General features: G+C 73.4%; 14 protein-coding genes and 1 pseudogene. 10 read left to right on the top strand and 5 right to left on the bottom strand.

Annotated elements, in window-relative coordinates:
* Positions 1 to 24: 24 nt before the first annotated feature.
* The 5 genes from KBX00_RS27050 to KBX00_RS27030 form a co-directional block, all read right to left on the bottom strand.
* On the bottom strand, positions 25 to 2748 hold the full coding sequence (locus KBX00_RS27050) for an FtsX-like permease family protein (protein WP_210830883.1): 2724 nt from the start codon (positions 2746 to 2748) through the stop codon (positions 25 to 27).
* The gene (locus KBX00_RS27045) at positions 2745 to 3563 is read right to left on the bottom strand and encodes an ABC transporter ATP-binding protein (protein WP_307869091.1); all 819 of its coding nucleotides are present in this window, start codon (positions 3561 to 3563) and stop codon (positions 2745 to 2747) included. The genes KBX00_RS27050 and KBX00_RS27045 overlap by 4 nt, the downstream gene beginning before the upstream one ends.
* Positions 3560 to 4141, bottom strand: a complete 582-nt coding sequence (locus KBX00_RS27040; RefSeq protein WP_210830882.1) for a PadR family transcriptional regulator — start codon at positions 4139 to 4141, stop codon at positions 3560 to 3562. The genes KBX00_RS27045 and KBX00_RS27040 overlap by 4 nt, the downstream gene beginning before the upstream one ends.
* Before the next feature lie 84 nt (positions 4142 to 4225).
* Complete coding sequence (locus tag KBX00_RS27035; protein WP_210830881.1) at positions 4226 to 4657, bottom strand: ferritin-like domain-containing protein; 432 nt, start codon at positions 4655 to 4657, stop codon at positions 4226 to 4228.
* Positions 4654 to 5106, bottom strand: coding sequence for a hypothetical protein (locus KBX00_RS27030; RefSeq protein ID WP_210830906.1), 453 nt, complete (start codon positions 5104 to 5106; stop codon positions 4654 to 4656). The genes KBX00_RS27035 and KBX00_RS27030 overlap by 4 nt, the downstream gene beginning before the upstream one ends.
* A 219-nt stretch (positions 5107 to 5325) precedes the next feature.
* Between KBX00_RS27030 and rimP the strand changes: the two genes are divergently transcribed.
* From rimP to KBX00_RS26980, 10 genes and pseudogenes are all read left to right on the top strand, one after another.
* Entirely contained in the window at positions 5326 to 5967 is a 642-nt protein-coding gene (gene rimP, locus KBX00_RS27025) for a ribosome maturation factor RimP (RefSeq protein WP_210830880.1), read from the top strand.
* On the top strand, positions 5964 to 7007 hold the full coding sequence (gene nusA / locus KBX00_RS27020) for a transcription termination factor NusA (RefSeq protein ID WP_210830879.1): 1044 nt from the start codon (positions 5964 to 5966) through the stop codon (positions 7005 to 7007). Before rimP ends, nusA begins: the two co-directional genes overlap by 4 nt.
* Positions 7008 to 7023: 16 nt before the next feature.
* Positions 7024 to 7354, top strand: a pseudogene (locus KBX00_RS27015) (YlxR family protein).
* Between the two features lie 93 nt (positions 7355 to 7447).
* Positions 7448 to 10423, top strand: a complete 2976-nt coding sequence (gene infB, locus KBX00_RS27010; protein WP_210830878.1) for a translation initiation factor IF-2 — start codon at positions 7448 to 7450, stop codon at positions 10421 to 10423.
* 91 nt (positions 10424 to 10514) lie between these two features.
* On the top strand, positions 10515 to 10808 hold the full coding sequence (locus KBX00_RS27005) for a DUF503 domain-containing protein (protein ID WP_210830877.1): 294 nt from the start codon (positions 10515 to 10517) through the stop codon (positions 10806 to 10808).
* Positions 10809 to 10942: 134 nt separating this feature from the next.
* On the top strand, positions 10943 to 11440 hold the full coding sequence (gene rbfA / locus KBX00_RS27000) for a 30S ribosome-binding factor RbfA (RefSeq protein WP_210830876.1): 498 nt from the start codon (positions 10943 to 10945) through the stop codon (positions 11438 to 11440).
* Between the two features lie 221 nt (positions 11441 to 11661).
* Entirely contained in the window at positions 11662 to 12657 is a 996-nt protein-coding gene (locus KBX00_RS26995; RefSeq protein WP_307869092.1) for a bifunctional oligoribonuclease/PAP phosphatase NrnA, read from the top strand.
* 63 nt (positions 12658 to 12720) lie between these two features.
* Entirely contained in the window at positions 12721 to 13128 is a 408-nt protein-coding gene (locus tag KBX00_RS26990) for a hypothetical protein (protein WP_210830904.1), read from the top strand.
* Positions 13128 to 13337 (top strand): DUF6186 family protein, encoded by a 210-nt coding sequence (locus tag KBX00_RS26985; RefSeq protein WP_199172386.1) that lies wholly within the window; start codon positions 13128 to 13130, stop codon positions 13335 to 13337. Before KBX00_RS26990 ends, KBX00_RS26985 begins: the two co-directional genes overlap by 1 nt.
* 542 nt (positions 13338 to 13879) lie before the next feature.
* Positions 13880 to 15211 (top strand): MATE family efflux transporter, encoded by a 1332-nt coding sequence (locus tag KBX00_RS26980; protein WP_210830875.1) that lies wholly within the window; start codon positions 13880 to 13882, stop codon positions 15209 to 15211.
* Positions 15212 to 15329 lie beyond the last annotated feature (118 nt).

The raw sequence follows: 15329 nt of genomic DNA, 5'->3' as shown, positions 1-15329 counted from the left end.
ACAGTCTGGAGGGTGGGGTACCGGTCAGTCCAGCCGGCGTTCCACCGGTAGCCGGGACCGGGTGAACAGCGCCGCGCCGAGCATCGCCACCACCGGCACCACCACCAGCACGCCAAGGGTCAGCCAGGGCATCACCAGCGGATAGGGCGGTTCGATCGGCCAGCTGTCGGCGTACCGCTGGTTGGTGAAGGCCAGCACGATCAGGGCCGAGGCGAGTCCGGCGACGATGCCCAGCGTCGAGCCGAGCACCGCGATCACGCCGGCCTGGCAGAGCGACAGCAGGCGGCGTACGCCCGGTCCCGCGCCGACCGCGGCGAGGGTGGACAGGTCGGCCCGTCCCTCAGCGGCGGCCAGGCCGGTGGCGATGCCGGCGGCGCCGACGGTGACCACCGCGGAGACCGCCGCCAGCAACAGCAGCAGCGGACGGGTGTCGTCGTAGTCCCGGTTCCGCTCCACCGCGACCCCGGCGGCGCCGAGTGGGCGAAGTGCGGCGGCGAGGTCGTCCTGTCGCTGCTGGTCCGGTGGCTGCCGGGCGTCCAGTGCCCAGCCGACCTGCCAGGTCGCCAGCCCGAGCCGGTCGGCGGCGGCGGGTGAGAGCAGCAGCCAGTGCTCACCGAGCCCGGTGTGCAGCGCGTGTCCAGGCACGGTGGCGGTGTCCGTGGGCCGTGCCTCCTCCCCGTGTTCGACCCGGAGATCCAGGCGGTCGTCGTGGAGGAAGCGGGCGTCGGTTATCACCGCGCCGCCCGCGCGCAGCGTGGCGGTGGCGGCCGCGACGTCGGCCGGTGCGACCCCGGTCAGCAGCCGCAACGTGGTGCCGTCGTCCACGGCGACCCGCAGGTACGGGCCGTGTGGTTCGTCGCCGTGCTGACAGCGGGGGTCGGCGCGGGCCCGCAGCTGGTCGGCCGCACTGAGCGGCTCGTACGGCTGCCAGGGGCAGGCCCGCTCGGGTGGCATGGTGGCGGTGACCGTGCAGGCGTAGAAGTCCGGCGAGCAGCCGGCCGCCACCAGCGGAGCGATCGTGTCGGCACCGAGCAGCTGCCGCGCCGGGCCGCTGATCTCGTCGAGGGTGGGCGGGCGGTCCGTCGCGGGATCGCCGTTGGTGGTGACCAGCACGGTACGCTCCGGCAGCAGCGCCCGGTTCTGTTCCTCGTTGCGAGCGTCGTCGCTGGCCAGGAAGAGACCGAGGGCGACGCTGCCGGCGACCGCGGCCATCACGGCGGAGATGGCGGGCGCGGCCGACGCACGGTTGCGGCTGGCGTCGCGTACCGCGATCCGGGGTGCCAGCGGGAGAAACCGACCGAGCCTGGCCAGCAGTCCGACAAGCGTCGGGGTGGCGAACACCAGCCCTAGCTCGCCCAGCACCAGCCCGGCGAGGATGATCGACTGCGAGGTGACCACGGCACCGGTCGCGGCCACGACGGTCCCGCCGGCGGCCAGCACGATGCCGATGGCCAGCCACCGGCGTCGGTGCACGGGCGCGGTGCGCCGGCCGGCGAGCCCGGCCACCACGTCCTGCCGGGCGGCCGTCCACGCCGGTGCCAGCGCGGCCAGCACCCCGGCCAGCACCGCGACAAGTGCGATCACGACCAGGGCGGTGGGCCAGGCACGGTAGCCGCCGAACCGCTGCGCGAAGATGAACTGCTCGACCAGGGGTCGGCCGGCGAAGGCGGCGGCCACGCCGAGCGCGATCCCGGCGACGGCACCGACTCCGCCCAGCACCACACCGTCGGCGAGCACCACCCGGCGTAGCTGCGCGGCATCGCCACCGGCGACCGCCACCAGCGCCAGTTCCCGCCGCCGACGGCGTACCCCGACGGCGAACGCCGGCCCGACCAGCAGCACCACTTCGAGCAGGCCGAGCCCGCCGATCAGCACGCCGGAACTGACCTCCTCCAGGCTCATCCGGCCGGTCGGCGAGTCGACGTGCTGGGGCAGCTTCCCGGGCGGAGCGGGTACCCGGGCGGCCACCACGACACCGTTGCGGTTGAGGCGCCGGAAGACGTCGTCGGTGAGCGGGCCGGCCAGGTCGGCCAGGAACACCTCGTCGGGGTCGGTCTCCAGCGGCGCCCCGGCGGGGTGCAGAAGGACCATCGGGCTCAGCTGCTCGGGGAGTTCGGCCACGCCGACGACGGTCCAGGTGCGGGTGCCGTCCGCGGCGGCGACCCGGTCTCCGACGTCGACGCCGAGGCTGCGCCGGGCGGCCAGGTTCACCGCGATCTCGTCGGTGGCGGCCGGTACCCGGCCCCGGTGGACCCGGGCCAGGCCGCGCCCGAGGGGATCGGTCAGGTCGATCACGGTGGCGGCGACGTCGTCCCGGATCCGGTCGCCCCGCCAGGCGCCGAACGGCACCCACCGACGTACCGGCAGCACCCGGCTGCCCTCGGGCAGCAGCGCGGCGACGTACGCCGCGGTGACCGGTGCGGTGCGCGGCTGGTCCGTGCCTCCGGAGGTCCAGCCGCTGCCGTCGGAGTTCTGCTCGACCGGGCCGCGTCCCACCACCCGGAGTTCCGCGTCGGCGTTGCCGAGCCGGCGTTCCATCTGCTCGGCCGGCGTCAGGCGTGCCATGTCGACGCTTACCGCGATGAAGCTCAACGCCAGCACCGGCAGGACGATCATCGCCAGCACCAGGGTGGTGCGCCCGCGGGCCCGTTTCGCCTCGCGTCGGGCGATCCGCAGCGCGGCCCGCCACGACCCGAGCGTCTCGGCCAGCCGCGCGCGGCCGGCCGGTCGTGACGGTCGACCGCTCACCGACCGCTGCCGCTGAGCAGGGCCTCCACGCCGGCCAGCGGGGCGGTCGAGTCGACCGTCACGCCGTCGCGGAGGAAGACCACCCGGTCGGCCCAGGCGGCGTGGCGTGCCTCGTGGGTCACCAGCACACCGGCGGCCCCGGCGTCGACCCGGCGGCGCAGCAGCCGCAGCACCGCCTCCCCGGTCTGCGAGTCCAGCGCCCCGGTCGGCTCGTCGGCCAGCACGAGGCGCCGCTGCCCGACCAACGCCCGGGCGATGGCGACACGTTGCTGCTGGCCACCGGAGAGCTGGTCCGGGAACCGGTCGCCCAACTCCGACAGCCCCACCTCGGTCAGCGCGTCGCGGGCCAGCCGGCGGGCCACTCGTACCCCGGTGCCGTCCAGTTCGAGGGGAAGGGCGACGTTCTCCACGGCGGTCAGGCTGCCGATCAGGTTCAGGTTCTGGAAGATGTACCCGATGCGGCGGCGGCGCAGCCGGGCCAATCCGCGCCGATCCAGGGCGTGCAGCGGCTGCCCCTCGACGTGCACCTCACCGGCGGTCGGGCTGTCCAACCCGCCGGCCAGGGTGAGCAGGGTGGACTTGCCGGAGCCGGAGGGGCCCATCACGGCGACCAGTTCGCCGGGGCGTACGGCCAGGCTCACCCCGCGCAGGGCGTGCACCGCCGCCGGGCCGCTGCCGTGCGTGCGATGCACGTCACGCAGGTCGAGCACGGTGTTGCCGGCCGGCGCGCGGCCGGCCGCGTCGGAGGCCGCGGCGGAGTCGGACGCGGCCCGGGGGTCGGGGGCGGCCGGCATCCGTCCGCCGCCGGTGGTCACCGTCGTGCCTCCTCACCACTGTGGCCCACCGCCTCGGAGCGGGGCGCTGGGCCCGCGACCGGGGGGCGGTGCCGTACCAGGCTGCTCTCGCAGTGGTCGAGCCAGCGCACCTCGGCCTCGGCCTGGAACACCATCGCGTCCAGCACCAGCCGCCACGGCAGGTCCTCCGGCCGGTCGCTGGCGTACTTCAACCGGGTCAACTCCTGCAACGTGCGCATGGTGGCGGTGCGCTGGGTCTGGACCACCGAGCGGACGTCCACCCCGGGGGTGGTCAACGCCAGCGCCAGCTTGATCGCCAGCTCGTCGCGCGGGCGGTCGCTGCGGCTGATCGGGGTGACGAACCACAGGGCCAGGTCCGCCCGCCCGGCGTCGGTGATCTCGTACGGCCGTTGGCCGGCCTCGCTCTCCGGCAGCGACCTGACCAGGCCGTCCCGCTCCAGCCGCGACAGGGTGGTGTAGACCTGCCCGATGTTCAGCGGCCAGGTGGCGCCGGTCGACTCCTCGAAGGCGGCCCGGAGCTGGTAGCCGTACATCTGCCCGCGTTCGAGCAGGGCGAGCAGGCCGTGGCGGATGGACATGGACCGGAGTATGCATACCTGGTATGCCGACCGCAACCGGCGCGAACGTGAGTTCGCCTACCCGGGTGCGTTCGCCGGGCCGGTTCAGCCCGGTCGGCCCGGGAACGGCACGGTCAGCGGGGTCAATCCCGCGCTGCGCCGCCAGCGGGTCGCCCGGACCGCGTACTCCACCAGGGCGGCCAGGGCCCGATCCCGCTCGGCGCCGGTGCTGACCGGCAGCGCCGCCCGCCAGAAGGCCGCGGTGCGTTCCTCCACCTGCACGGCCAGCCGCAGGGCGCTGGCCCGGTCGGTCACCGGGAAGGGCAACGCGTACCCGGCCCGATCCGGCGGAACGCTGCCGCCGCCGGTGCTCAACTGCACCACGAGCGCGTCCCGGCGAGCCCGGTGGGCCGCCTCCGCCTCCGCCGCGGCCTTGCGTTCGGTCCCGCTCAGTCGTACCCCGACGGGGCCGTATGCCCAGATCGCGGCGTACTCGGCGGTGAGGGCGGCGGCGAGCGCCTCGGCGGATTCGCTCATCGCAGCGCCTCCAGGTGGGTGGCGCGGGCGGCGGCGACCGAGCCGAGCAGCGCGACGCGCTCGGCGGGCGCCGCCGCGCAGGCCCGGATTGCCGACTCCCGGCCGGCGCGTTCGGACTTCCGCAGCTCGGCCAGCGCGGCCGAGCGATCCGTCGGCGGCGAGCCCGACGGGGTGGCCGTGGGCGTGGCGGAGGCGGTCACCGCACCGGTCAGCCGGGCGAGTTCCGCGGCGTGCGCCTCGTGCGACTCGGCGAGCGGGAGCAGCCGGGCGGCCAGGTCGGGGTGGGCGGTGGCGGCGGCACGCAGACCGGCCGCGAGCTGTCGGGACTCGTCCAGCAGCGGCGCGAGCGGATCGGGCTGCGGCGGTGGCTCGTCGCGGTCGAGCAGGCCGCAACCGGCCAGCGGAGCGGCGGCCCCGCCGAGTGCCAGCAGCGCGCCGGCCCGCAGCAGGCCGCGTCGGGAAAGCTCGGAGGCGTCGTCCTGCCGCATCGTTCTGCCCATCGCCACCGGACAAGTCAACACCATCGCCGTGCGGTGTGTCCGGCGGTGGCGTCGGTGCGCCGCCGGGGCCCTCGTCCCGGCGGCGCGTTACGCTCTGCGAAGCCACCGGCGCGTCCGCACCGGTGGCGTGCCGGCATGGCGTCGGCGAGCAGCGGAAGGGTTCTTCGGATGACGCAGCGTGGCCGTGCCACCCGGACGACGGGTCGACCCCGCGGTGGCCAGGCTGCACGCGCGGGTCAGACCTCCCGCGGTGACCTCGCCGCCCGCCGTGATCGGCTGCGCTCGGTGATCGCGCCCGTGGTGCAGGCCGCCGGCTACGACCTGGAGGACCTCACCGTCTCCCGAGCCGGCCGCCGGCACGTGGTGCGGGTGATCGTCGACGCCGACGGCGGAATCAACCTGGACGCGGTGGCGGACGTGTCGCGCGCGGTCTCCACCGCGCTGGACGCGGCGGAGGAGACCGGTGGCGACATCGTCGCGGGGGAGTACCAGCTCGAGGTCAGTTCGCCGGGGGTGGACCGCCCGTTGACGCTGCCCCGGCACTGGCGCCGCAACGTGGGCCGGCTGGTCCGGGTGACCGTACGCGGCAACCCGCCGTCCGGGCAGTCCGGGGGCGACCGGCAGGTCACCGGCCGGGTGGTCGACGCCGACGCCGAACGAGTGGTCCTGGAGACCGAGGCGGACCGTACGGAGTGGGCCTACGCCGACCTCGGCCCGGGCCGGGTGCAGGTCGAGTTCACCCGCCTCGACGAGTTGGCCGAATCAGAAGACGTCGACGACGATGACGATGTGGAGGACGAGGAGAGGTGAACATCGACCTCGCGGCGCTGCGCGCACTGGAGCGCGAGCGGGAGATCCCGTTCGACACGATCCTCGCGGCGATCGAGACCGCGTTGCTGACCGCGTACCGGCACACCGAGGGTGCTCAGTCGCACGCCCGGGTGGAGATCGACCGGAAGACCGGCGCGGCACTTGTCTACGCTCAGGAGTTGAGCACCGAGGGTGCCGTGGAGCGGGAGTGGGACGACACCCCGCACGACTTCGGCCGGATCGCTGCCATGACGGCCAAGCAGGTGATTCTCCAGCGGCTGCGGGAGGCCACCGACGAGGTGCACTTCGGTGAGTACGTCGGCCGCGACGGTGACCTGGTCACCGGGGTGGTCCAGGCGCACGAGGCGCGGGCCGAGAAGGGCATCGTCACCGTCGACCTGGGCAAGCTGGAGGGTGTGCTGCCGCAGTCGGAGCAGGTGCCCGGCGAGCGGTACACCCACGGCGAGCGGATCCGTTGCGTGGTGGTGCACGTGGCCAAGGGAATGCGTGGCCCGCAGATCACGTTGTCGCGGACGCACCCGAACCTGGTGAAGAAGCTGTTCGCCCTGGAGGTGCCGGAGATCGCCGACGGCACGGTCGAGATCGGCGCGATCGCCCGTGAGGCGGGTCACCGTACGAAGATCGCGGTGCGTTCCACCGCAGCCGGGGTCAACGCCAAGGGCGCCTGCATCGGCCCGATGGGTCAGCGGGTCCGGGCGGTGATGAGCGAGCTGCACGGCGAGAAGATCGACATCATCGACTGGTCGGACGATCCGGCGACCTTCGTCGGTAACGCGCTCTCTCCGGCCAAGGCGTTGCGGGTCGAGGTGGTCGACCTGGCCAACCGGGCCGCGCGGGTGACCGTGCCGGATTTCCAGCTCTCCCTCGCGATCGGGCGGGAGGGGCAGAATGCCCGACTTGCTGCCCGGTTGACCGGTTGGCGGATCGACATCCGTTCCGACGCCGAGCAGGCTGCCCCCACCGGGCAGGCTGGAGCTGATCACGTCCGGGAACCGGGCGGAGCGGTGTCGGGTAGCTAGGGGTAGACTTTCACCAGTGGCACGACGCGCGCTGCCGGAGCGCACCTGTGTGGGTTGTCGACGGCGCGCACCGGCCAGTGATCTGCTGCGGATCGTCGCGATTGGCGACGGGGCTGGTTTCAGCCTCCGACCCGATCCGGCCCGCAGGCTGCCGGGTCGGGGAGCGAACATGCACCCGGATCCGGCCTGCTTCGCGCAGGCAGTGCGGCGTCGTGCCTTCGGGCGCGCGCTGCGCCTCGCCGGGGTTCCAGATGACGGAGCCCTCGCGGAGTACCTGACGCGTCAACCACCACGTCCGGTCACCCGACCGGACGAGGGCCGCTAGCAAGGTAGGACGACCGACATGAGCACACGATGAAGTCCCAGAAATGATCAGGCTTCAAGTGCACGAGTGAGGTCGCTGCGGGTGCTGCCCGCACGACCTCGGAGTGAGGAGTGCAGTGGCAGGTAAGGCCCGCGTACACGAGCTTGCAAAAGAGCTCGGGGTCGAAAGCAAGACCGTACTCGCCAAGCTCAAGGAGATGGGCGAGTTCGTCAAGTCCGCGTCGAGCACCGTCGAGGCGCCTGTCGCCCGACGGCTGCGCAGCGCGTTCGTCGCCTCGGGCGGCGCCGGTGCCCCGGCGGCCGCGCCGCCGGCCGCGCCGGCTCCGACGGCGGCACCGACCCCGTCGCCGACCCCCGGCGAGCCTCGGGTCACCGCCAAGCCGACGCCGCCACGGCGTCCGGCGGTGCCCGGGCCGAAGCCGAAGGGTCCGGTGCCCGGTCCGCCGCCGCCGGCGGCCCCGGTCGCCAAGCCGGCGAGCGCTCACGACATCGAGGTGGCCGCCGCCGAGGCGCGTGCCGCCGCCCTGAAGGCTGAGCAGGAGGCTGCGGTCAAGGCCGCCCAGGCCGCCCGCCAGCAGCAGCGGGACAACGTCCGCCGGGAGCCCCCGGCCGACGGTGCCGCCCGTCCGGGTCCCCGACCCGGTCCTGGCACGATGCCGCCCCGCCCGGGTTCCCCGGCGGCGGGTCGTCCCGGTCCCACCAACCCGGGTCCGGGTGGCCGGCAGGGCCGCCCGCCGGCGCGCGGCGCCGGTAACAACCCCTTCGGTATCCAGGGCAGCCAGCAGCGGCCGCCGGCCGGCGGTGGCGGCGGTGCCGGTGGTTCCCGGCCCAGCCCGGCGTCGATGCCGCCGCGGCCCAGCCCGGCGTCCATGCCGCCGCGGCCCAGCCCGGCCTCGATGCCGAGCCAGCGTCCGGGCCGTCCCGGTGGTCCGGGTGCCGGTCGCTCCGGCGGAGGCGCCGGTCGTCCCGGTGGTGGCGGTGGCGGTGGCTACCGTGGCGGTCCGGGTGGTGGCGGTGGCGGTGGCTACCGTGGCGGTCCGGGTGGTGGCGGTGGCGGTGGCTACCGTGGCGGTCCGGGTGGCGGCGCCGGCGGTGGATTCCGGCCGGGTGCGCCGGCCGGCGGCGGCGGTCGTCCCGGTGGCGGTGGCCGTGGCCGTGGCGGTGGTGCCGCCGGTGCCTTCGGGCGTCCGGGTGGCAAGCCCACCCGTGGTCGCAAGTCCAAGAAGCAGCGCAGACAGGAGTTCGACAACCTGTCGGCCCCGACCATGAGCTCGGGTGCTCCCCGGGGTCAGGGGCAGACGGTACGCCTCTCCCGTGGTGCGTCGCTGTCGGACTTCGCCGACAAGATCAACGCCAACCCCGGTTCGCTGGTCCAGGAGATGTTCAACCTGGGCGAGATGGTCACCGCGACCCAGTCGTGCTCCGACGACACGCTGCTGCTGCTGGGGGAGCACCTCGGCTTCAACGTGCAGATCGTCAGCCCGGAGGACGAGGACCGCGAGCTGCTCGCGCAGTTCAACATCGACCTCGACGCCGAGGTCGCGGAGGACCGTCTGGTCAGCCGGGCGCCGGTGGTGACCGTCATGGGTCACGTCGACCACGGTAAGACCAAGCTGCTCGACGCGATCCGCAAGGCGAACGTGGTCGCCGGCGAGGCCGGAGGCATCACCCAGCACATCGGTGCCTACCAGGTCCACGTGCCGCACGAGGGCGAGGACCGCGCGGTGACGTTCATCGACACCCCGGGTCACGAGGCGTTCACCGCCATGCGTGCTCGTGGTGCCCAGGTGACGGACATCGTGATCCTGGTGGTCGCGGCCGACGACGGTGTCATGCCGCAGACCATCGAGGCGTTGAACCACGCCAAGGCGGCCGAGGTGCCGATCGTGGTCGCGGTCAACAAGGTCGACAAGCCGGAGGCGAACCCGGACAAGGTCCGCCAGCAGCTGACCGAGTACGGCCTGGTCGCCGAGGAGTACGGCGGCGAGACCATGTTCGTCAACGTGGCCGCGAAGCCCGGCATCGGCATCGAGGAACTGCTCGAAGCGGTGTTGCTCACCGCCGATGCGTCGTTGGAGCTGACCGCTCCGACCGACGGGCCGGCGCAGGGTGTGGCCATCGAGGCGCACCTGGACAAGGGCCGGGGTGCGGTCGCGACGGTGCTGGTGCAGAAGGGCACCCTGCGGGCGGGCGACTCGATCGTCGCCGGTGGGGCGCACGGCCGGGTCCGGGCGATGCTCGACGAGAACGGCAACCAGGTCACCGAGGCGGGTCCGGCGCGTCCGGTCATGGTCCTCGGTCTGACCGCGGTGCCGGGGGCGGGCGACACCTTCCTCGCCGCGGCGGACGACCGCACGGTGCGGCAGATCGCCGAGCAGCGGCAGGCCCGTCGCCGGGCGGCGGCGTTCGCCAACTCCCGTGGCCGGGCCACCCTCGAGACGCTCATGGAGCAGCTCAAGGAGGGCGAGAAGACGTCGCTCAACCTCATCCTCAAGGGTGACGTCTCCGGTTCCGTGGAGGCCCTGGAGGACGCGCTGTTCAACCTCGACATTCCCGAGGAGGTCCAGCTCAAGGTCCTCGACCGGGGCGTCGGCGCGATCACCGAGAGCAACATCATGCTCGCCAGCGCCTCGTCCGAGCCAGTCACGATCATCGGCTTCAACGTGCGGGCCTCGAACAAGGTCCGCGAGATGGCCGACCGCGAGGGCGTGGAGATCCGGTACTACACCGTCATCTACCAGGCCATCGAGGAGATCGAGGCGGCGCTCAAGGGCCTGCTCAAGCCGGAGTACGAGGAGGTCGAGCTCGGCACCGCGGAGATCCGCGACGTGTTCCGCTCGTCCAAGATCGGCAACATCTCCGGTTGCATCGTCCGGTCGGGTGTCATCCGACGGAACGCGAAGGCGCGCCTGCTGCGCGACGGCACGGTCGTGGCGGACAACCTCACGATCAGCTCGCTCAAGCGGTTCAAGGACGACGCGACGGAGGTCCGGGAGGGCTTCGAGTGCGGTCTGACCCTGGGTGGTTACAACAACGTCCAGGTCGGCGACGTGATCGAGACCTTCGAGATGCGGGAGAAGGTTCGCGCCTGATCCTGCGGTGACGCACTGATCAAGGGGTTTACGCCGGTCGGCGTAAACCCCTTGATCATGTGGGGTGGGGTGCGGGTAGTGTCCGCAGACGATGTACACCGCAACCGCAGTATTCGACCTGCTGCTGCCAGGGGACTCCCGGTCGCTGAAGGCCAAGAGGTCGTACGTGCGGCCGATCGTCGCGGCGCTGCGCCGGTTCGACGTGTCGGCCGCCGAGGTGGGGGCGCTCGACCTGCACGGACGAGCGGAGATAGGGGTGGCGGTGGTGGCCGCCGAGGCGGTACACGCCCGTGAGGTGCTCGACTCGTGCGAGCGCCTGGTGGCTGGCCGTCCGGAGGTCGAACTGCTGTCGGTGCGTCGTCGGCTGCACGGCGACGACGACTGAGCCGGTTGGCCGCCGCCCCGCACGCCGGGGCGGACGGCGCGGGTAGGGTTCGAGTGTTGGGGTCGGTGCGGGCTCCGGTGACGCCGGCGTCACCGGAGCCCGGCCGGTAGTGGGACGCCGTGGAGGTGGCGGAGATGACGGATGCGGCCAAGGTACGCCGGCACGCGGAGCGGGTGCGCGAGCTGGTCGCGTCGGTGGTGCGGAGTCAGATCAAGGACCCCCGACTCGGCATGATCACCATTACCGACGCCCGGATCACCGCCGACCTGCGGGACGCCACGGTCTTCTACACCGTGCTCGGCGACGCGGCGGCCCAGGCGGGCACCGCCGCCGCGCTGGACAGCGCCAAGGGCATGCTGCGCAGCACGGTCGGCAAGGCGCTCGGGCTGCGCCACTCGCCGACGCTGACCTTCGTCCTGGACGACGTCCAGGACCAGGTCAAGCACATCGACGATCTGCTCGCCGCGGCCCGCAACGCCGACGCCGAGGTGCAGCGGCTGGCGGCGCGGGCCGAGTACGCCGGTGAGGCGCAGCCGTACCGGCTCGACGAGGACGACGACGCGGGTGGTGCCGACGACGAGGACGAGCCCGACGGCACCGCCGACGATGCCCGGGGCGGGGACCGTCGGTGACCGCCTCCGGTGGTGCCGTGACCGAGCCGAATCCCGCCGTGCGCCGTCAGCCCGGCCCCGGCCGGGTCGGTGCGGCCGCCGACGGTCAGCCGGCCCCGTTGACACCCGCCACCGGTACGCACGGCCCGGTCGGACCGAGTCCGTCCGCGCCGGCACCTGCCGGACCGAGTCCGTCCGCGCCGGCACCTGACGGGCCGACCGAGGCCGACTGGGCCGCCGCGGTGGCGGTTGTCCGCCAGCTGCCCGCCGACGGTCGGGTGCTGCTGATCTGTCACGTCAACCCGGACGGGGACGCGCTGGGCAGCATGCTCGGCTTCGCGCTCGGACTGCGGCGGCTCGGGGTGGGCCGGTTGCAGGCCACCTTCCCCGGTCCACCGGAGGTGCCCGAGCCGCTGCGCGGCCTGCCCGGTCTGGAACTGCTGGTACCGGAGGCGGAGGCGGAGCCCGAGCCGGACCTGGTCATCTGCTTCGACGCGGCGAGCGAGTCGCGGCTCGGCGAGTTGGCCGACCGGTTGACCGGGAAGGGCACCGCCCTGGTGCTCGACCATCACGCCTCGAATCGCGGCTTCGGCGACGTGAACCTGGTGGATCCGGCGGCGGCGGCGACCTCCGTGCTCGCCGAGCAGTTGCTGGAGCGGCTCGGTGTGCCGCTGGACGCCGCCATCGCCGAGTGCCTGTACGTGGCGCTGAGCACCGACACCGGGTCGTTCCGGTTCGACGCGACCACCCCGGCGGTGCACGAGATGGCGGCCCGGTTGCTGGCCACCGGGATCCGGCCGGGTGACATCTCGCGGCGGGTGTTCGACAGCCGGCCGTTCGGCGCGGTGCGGCTCTTCGGCGAGGTGCTCGGGCGGGCCCGGCTGGAGCCCGAGGAGGCCGGCGGACAGGGCCTGGTCTGGACGTACGCGACCCTCGACGACCTGGCCCGCCACGAGCAGCGGCCGTACGTGCTGGAGGCGCTCATCGATCCGGTGCGCTGCACCGCCGAGGCCGACGTCAGTTGCGTGGTCAAGCAGACCGCGCCGGCCGCGTGGGCGGTCTCCCTGCGCAGCAAGGGCGCGACGGACGTGAGTCGGGTGGCGGTCGCGCTGGGTGGCGGCGGGCACCGGCTGGCCGCCGGTTTCACCGGCCACGGCACGGTGGACGAGGTCATCGAGCGGATCCGAACGCAGCTGCGGGCGGACGACCCGGAGAGCGGCGCCGACCAGCAGGGGTGATTTCAGGGTCGGCTCCGGGGCGTCGGGACTTCGGCACCTGGACAGGGCGGGGAGAATCGGATGATGGAGCAGCCCCACGACCTCACCGTCGACACCCCTCGCACCTGGGAGCGGCCAGTCGTCTGCGTACCGGTGCTTGTCGCCCTCTCCCTGGTGGGTGGCCGCTTCACGTCCTTCTCGACCGAGGCCAACGTCTATGTGTTCGGTGCTGGCGGGGTGCTGATCTGGCTCGGCCTGACCAAGCGGGTGCAGGCTCGTCCGGCGCCTGAACGGTTGCCACCCGGAGCGGTCTGGTGGACGCTGCCGGTGCTGGTGTTCGGGATCTTCGAGGGGGCCACCTTCATCGCGGCGGCCGGTGACGACTTTCCCACCTTCTCCCTGCTGGCCGACCCGCTGCTGGAGGACCGCCTGGTCCGGTCTGCGGCCTGGCTGGTCTGGCTGTCGGCGTTCTGGGGGCTGGTGCGGCGATGATGCGGGCACTGGCGATCGGCGGGTTCCTGGTCGGGCTGGCACTGTTCGGGCTGGTCGAGTGGCTGGCCCGGCGGGAGGGCTCGAAGATCCCGACGCTCGGCGAGCTCTGTGGGTACGTCATGCGGTACGAGGTGGGGCCGGTGCCGGTGGGCCGGATCGGTCTGTTCGGCTTCTGGTGGTGGATCGGCTGGCACTTCCTGGCCCGTTGACGGTGCGGCAACCTGTCCAGATCGCGGGAACAGTACGCACCATGTGGACCTGAACGATAACTTGGGAAACGGCCGGCGCCGCTTCGGCGCAGGTCAGGGGCGGAGCCATACCCGGTGCCGCTCGCGCTCCAGGGTTGACCGACCCGGGCCACCAGGCCGCCCTCCGCCGTTCCGGCGACCCCGGAACCGGTCCCGGGCGACAGTCCCAGCACCGCCCGTGACGCGCCGCCGCGCTCGGTGACGCGCGTGCCCTGGAAGGGAGCCCACCATGGCCGCCAAGCCCCAGCCCGAGAGCACTGACGAGGCCCGCGAACAGGCCCGCCGCGCCCTGCAGACCTCCATGGACACCCGTCAGTGACGGTGTCCGACCGGTGGTGACGTCCGGCCGCCGAAGCGTACGACGTCACCACCGGTCCGAACGACCCCTGCGCGCCGCCGTACCGGGGGACGGCGCCACCGGTACTGACCCGGGAGAACGTTCGTCCCGGTAAGTAGCACCTCAGTTTGCTCCCCTTACACTCGACGTGCCACCATCGGCGCCGATGAGCCAGTCCACCCTTGCCGCCGATCGGGTCGCGCCGCCGCGCCGAATCGCCGCGCTCGCCCTGCCCGCCCTCGTGGTACTCGCCGCCGAGCCGCTCTACGTGCTCGTCGACACCGCGGTCGTCGGCCACCTGGGCCGGGTGCCGCTCGCGGCGGTGGCCGTCGGTGGCACCGTGATGACCCTCATCGCCTGGCTGGGGACCGTGGTCGCGTACGGCACGACCGGCCGCGCGGCCCGCCGGTACGGTGCCGGCGACCGCGCCGCCGCGGTGGCCGAGGGGGTCCAGGCGTCCTGGTCGGCCCTTGGGGTGGGGCTGGTGGTCGTCGTCGGCATGCAGATCGGTGGCGGTGCCCTGGCGGGTGCTCTGGCCGGCGGTGGTGAGGTGGCGCTCGCCGCTGCCGAGTGGCTGCGCGTCGCCGCGTTCGGCGCACCCGGGCTGCTGCTCGCCGCCGCCGGCAACGGCTGGCTGCGCGGTGTGCAGGACACCCGCCGACCGCTGCTCTTCGTGGTCGGTCCCAACCTGCTCTCCGCGGTGCTCTGCCCGGTGCTTGTCTATCCGGTGGGCATGGGGCTGGTCGGCTCGGCGGTGGCGAACGTGATCGCGCAGACCCTCTCCGGTGTCCTCTTCGCCGCGGCCCTGGTGGCCGAGCGGGTGGCGCTGCGCCCGCGTCCCCGGGTCATCGGCCAGCAACTGGTGCTCAGCCGGGACCTGCTGATCCGTGGGGTGGCCTTCCAGGCCAGTTTCCTGTCCGCGACCGCCGTGGCCGCCCGGTTCGGTGCCGCCACGGTGGGGGCCCACCAGATCGCCGTACAGCTCTGGTTCTTCGCGGCGCTGGTGCTCGACGCGCTGGCCATCGCCGCGCAGGCGCTCGTCGGTGCGGCGCTCGGCGGTGGTGACGACGCGGCGGCCCGGACGCTGGCCCGCCGGATCGGCCGGCTGGGCGCGATCTGCGGTACGGCGTTCGCCGTGCTCGCCGCGGCCGGTGCCACCGTGGTGCCCACCTGGTTCACCTCCGATCGGGCGGTCCACGAGCAGGCGCTGGTGGCCTGGCCCTGGTTTGCCGCGATGCTGCCGCTGGCCGGGGTGGTGTTCGCCCTCGACGGGGTGCTGATCGGCGCGGGTGACATCCGCTATCTGCGCAACCTCACCGTGGTCGGCGCGCTCGGCGGCTTCCTGCCGGCGATCTGGCTGGCGTACGCCCTCGATCTCGGGCTCGGCGGCATCTGGGCCGGGCTGATGCTGTTCACCGTGGTCCGCCTGGTCGGGTTGTTGCTGCGATTGCGCAGCGGTGCCTGGGCGGTCACCGGGGAGGAGCGTCTACCCGCCTAATGGGAGCTACCGGGTGAGCCGCTGGCAGACTCGGTGCCTGGTAGCCGCGAGCGGGTGAGCACTCCCGCCGCCTGGACCAATGCGAGTCCTGGTGTCAGAACGTGCCCCCGCTCGTGGT

This window comes from Micromonospora sp. C95 (assembly GCF_018070465.1).
Classification (GTDB): domain Bacteria; phylum Actinomycetota; class Actinomycetes; order Mycobacteriales; family Micromonosporaceae; genus Micromonospora.
This window is presented reverse-complemented; position numbering and strand designations above follow the sequence as displayed.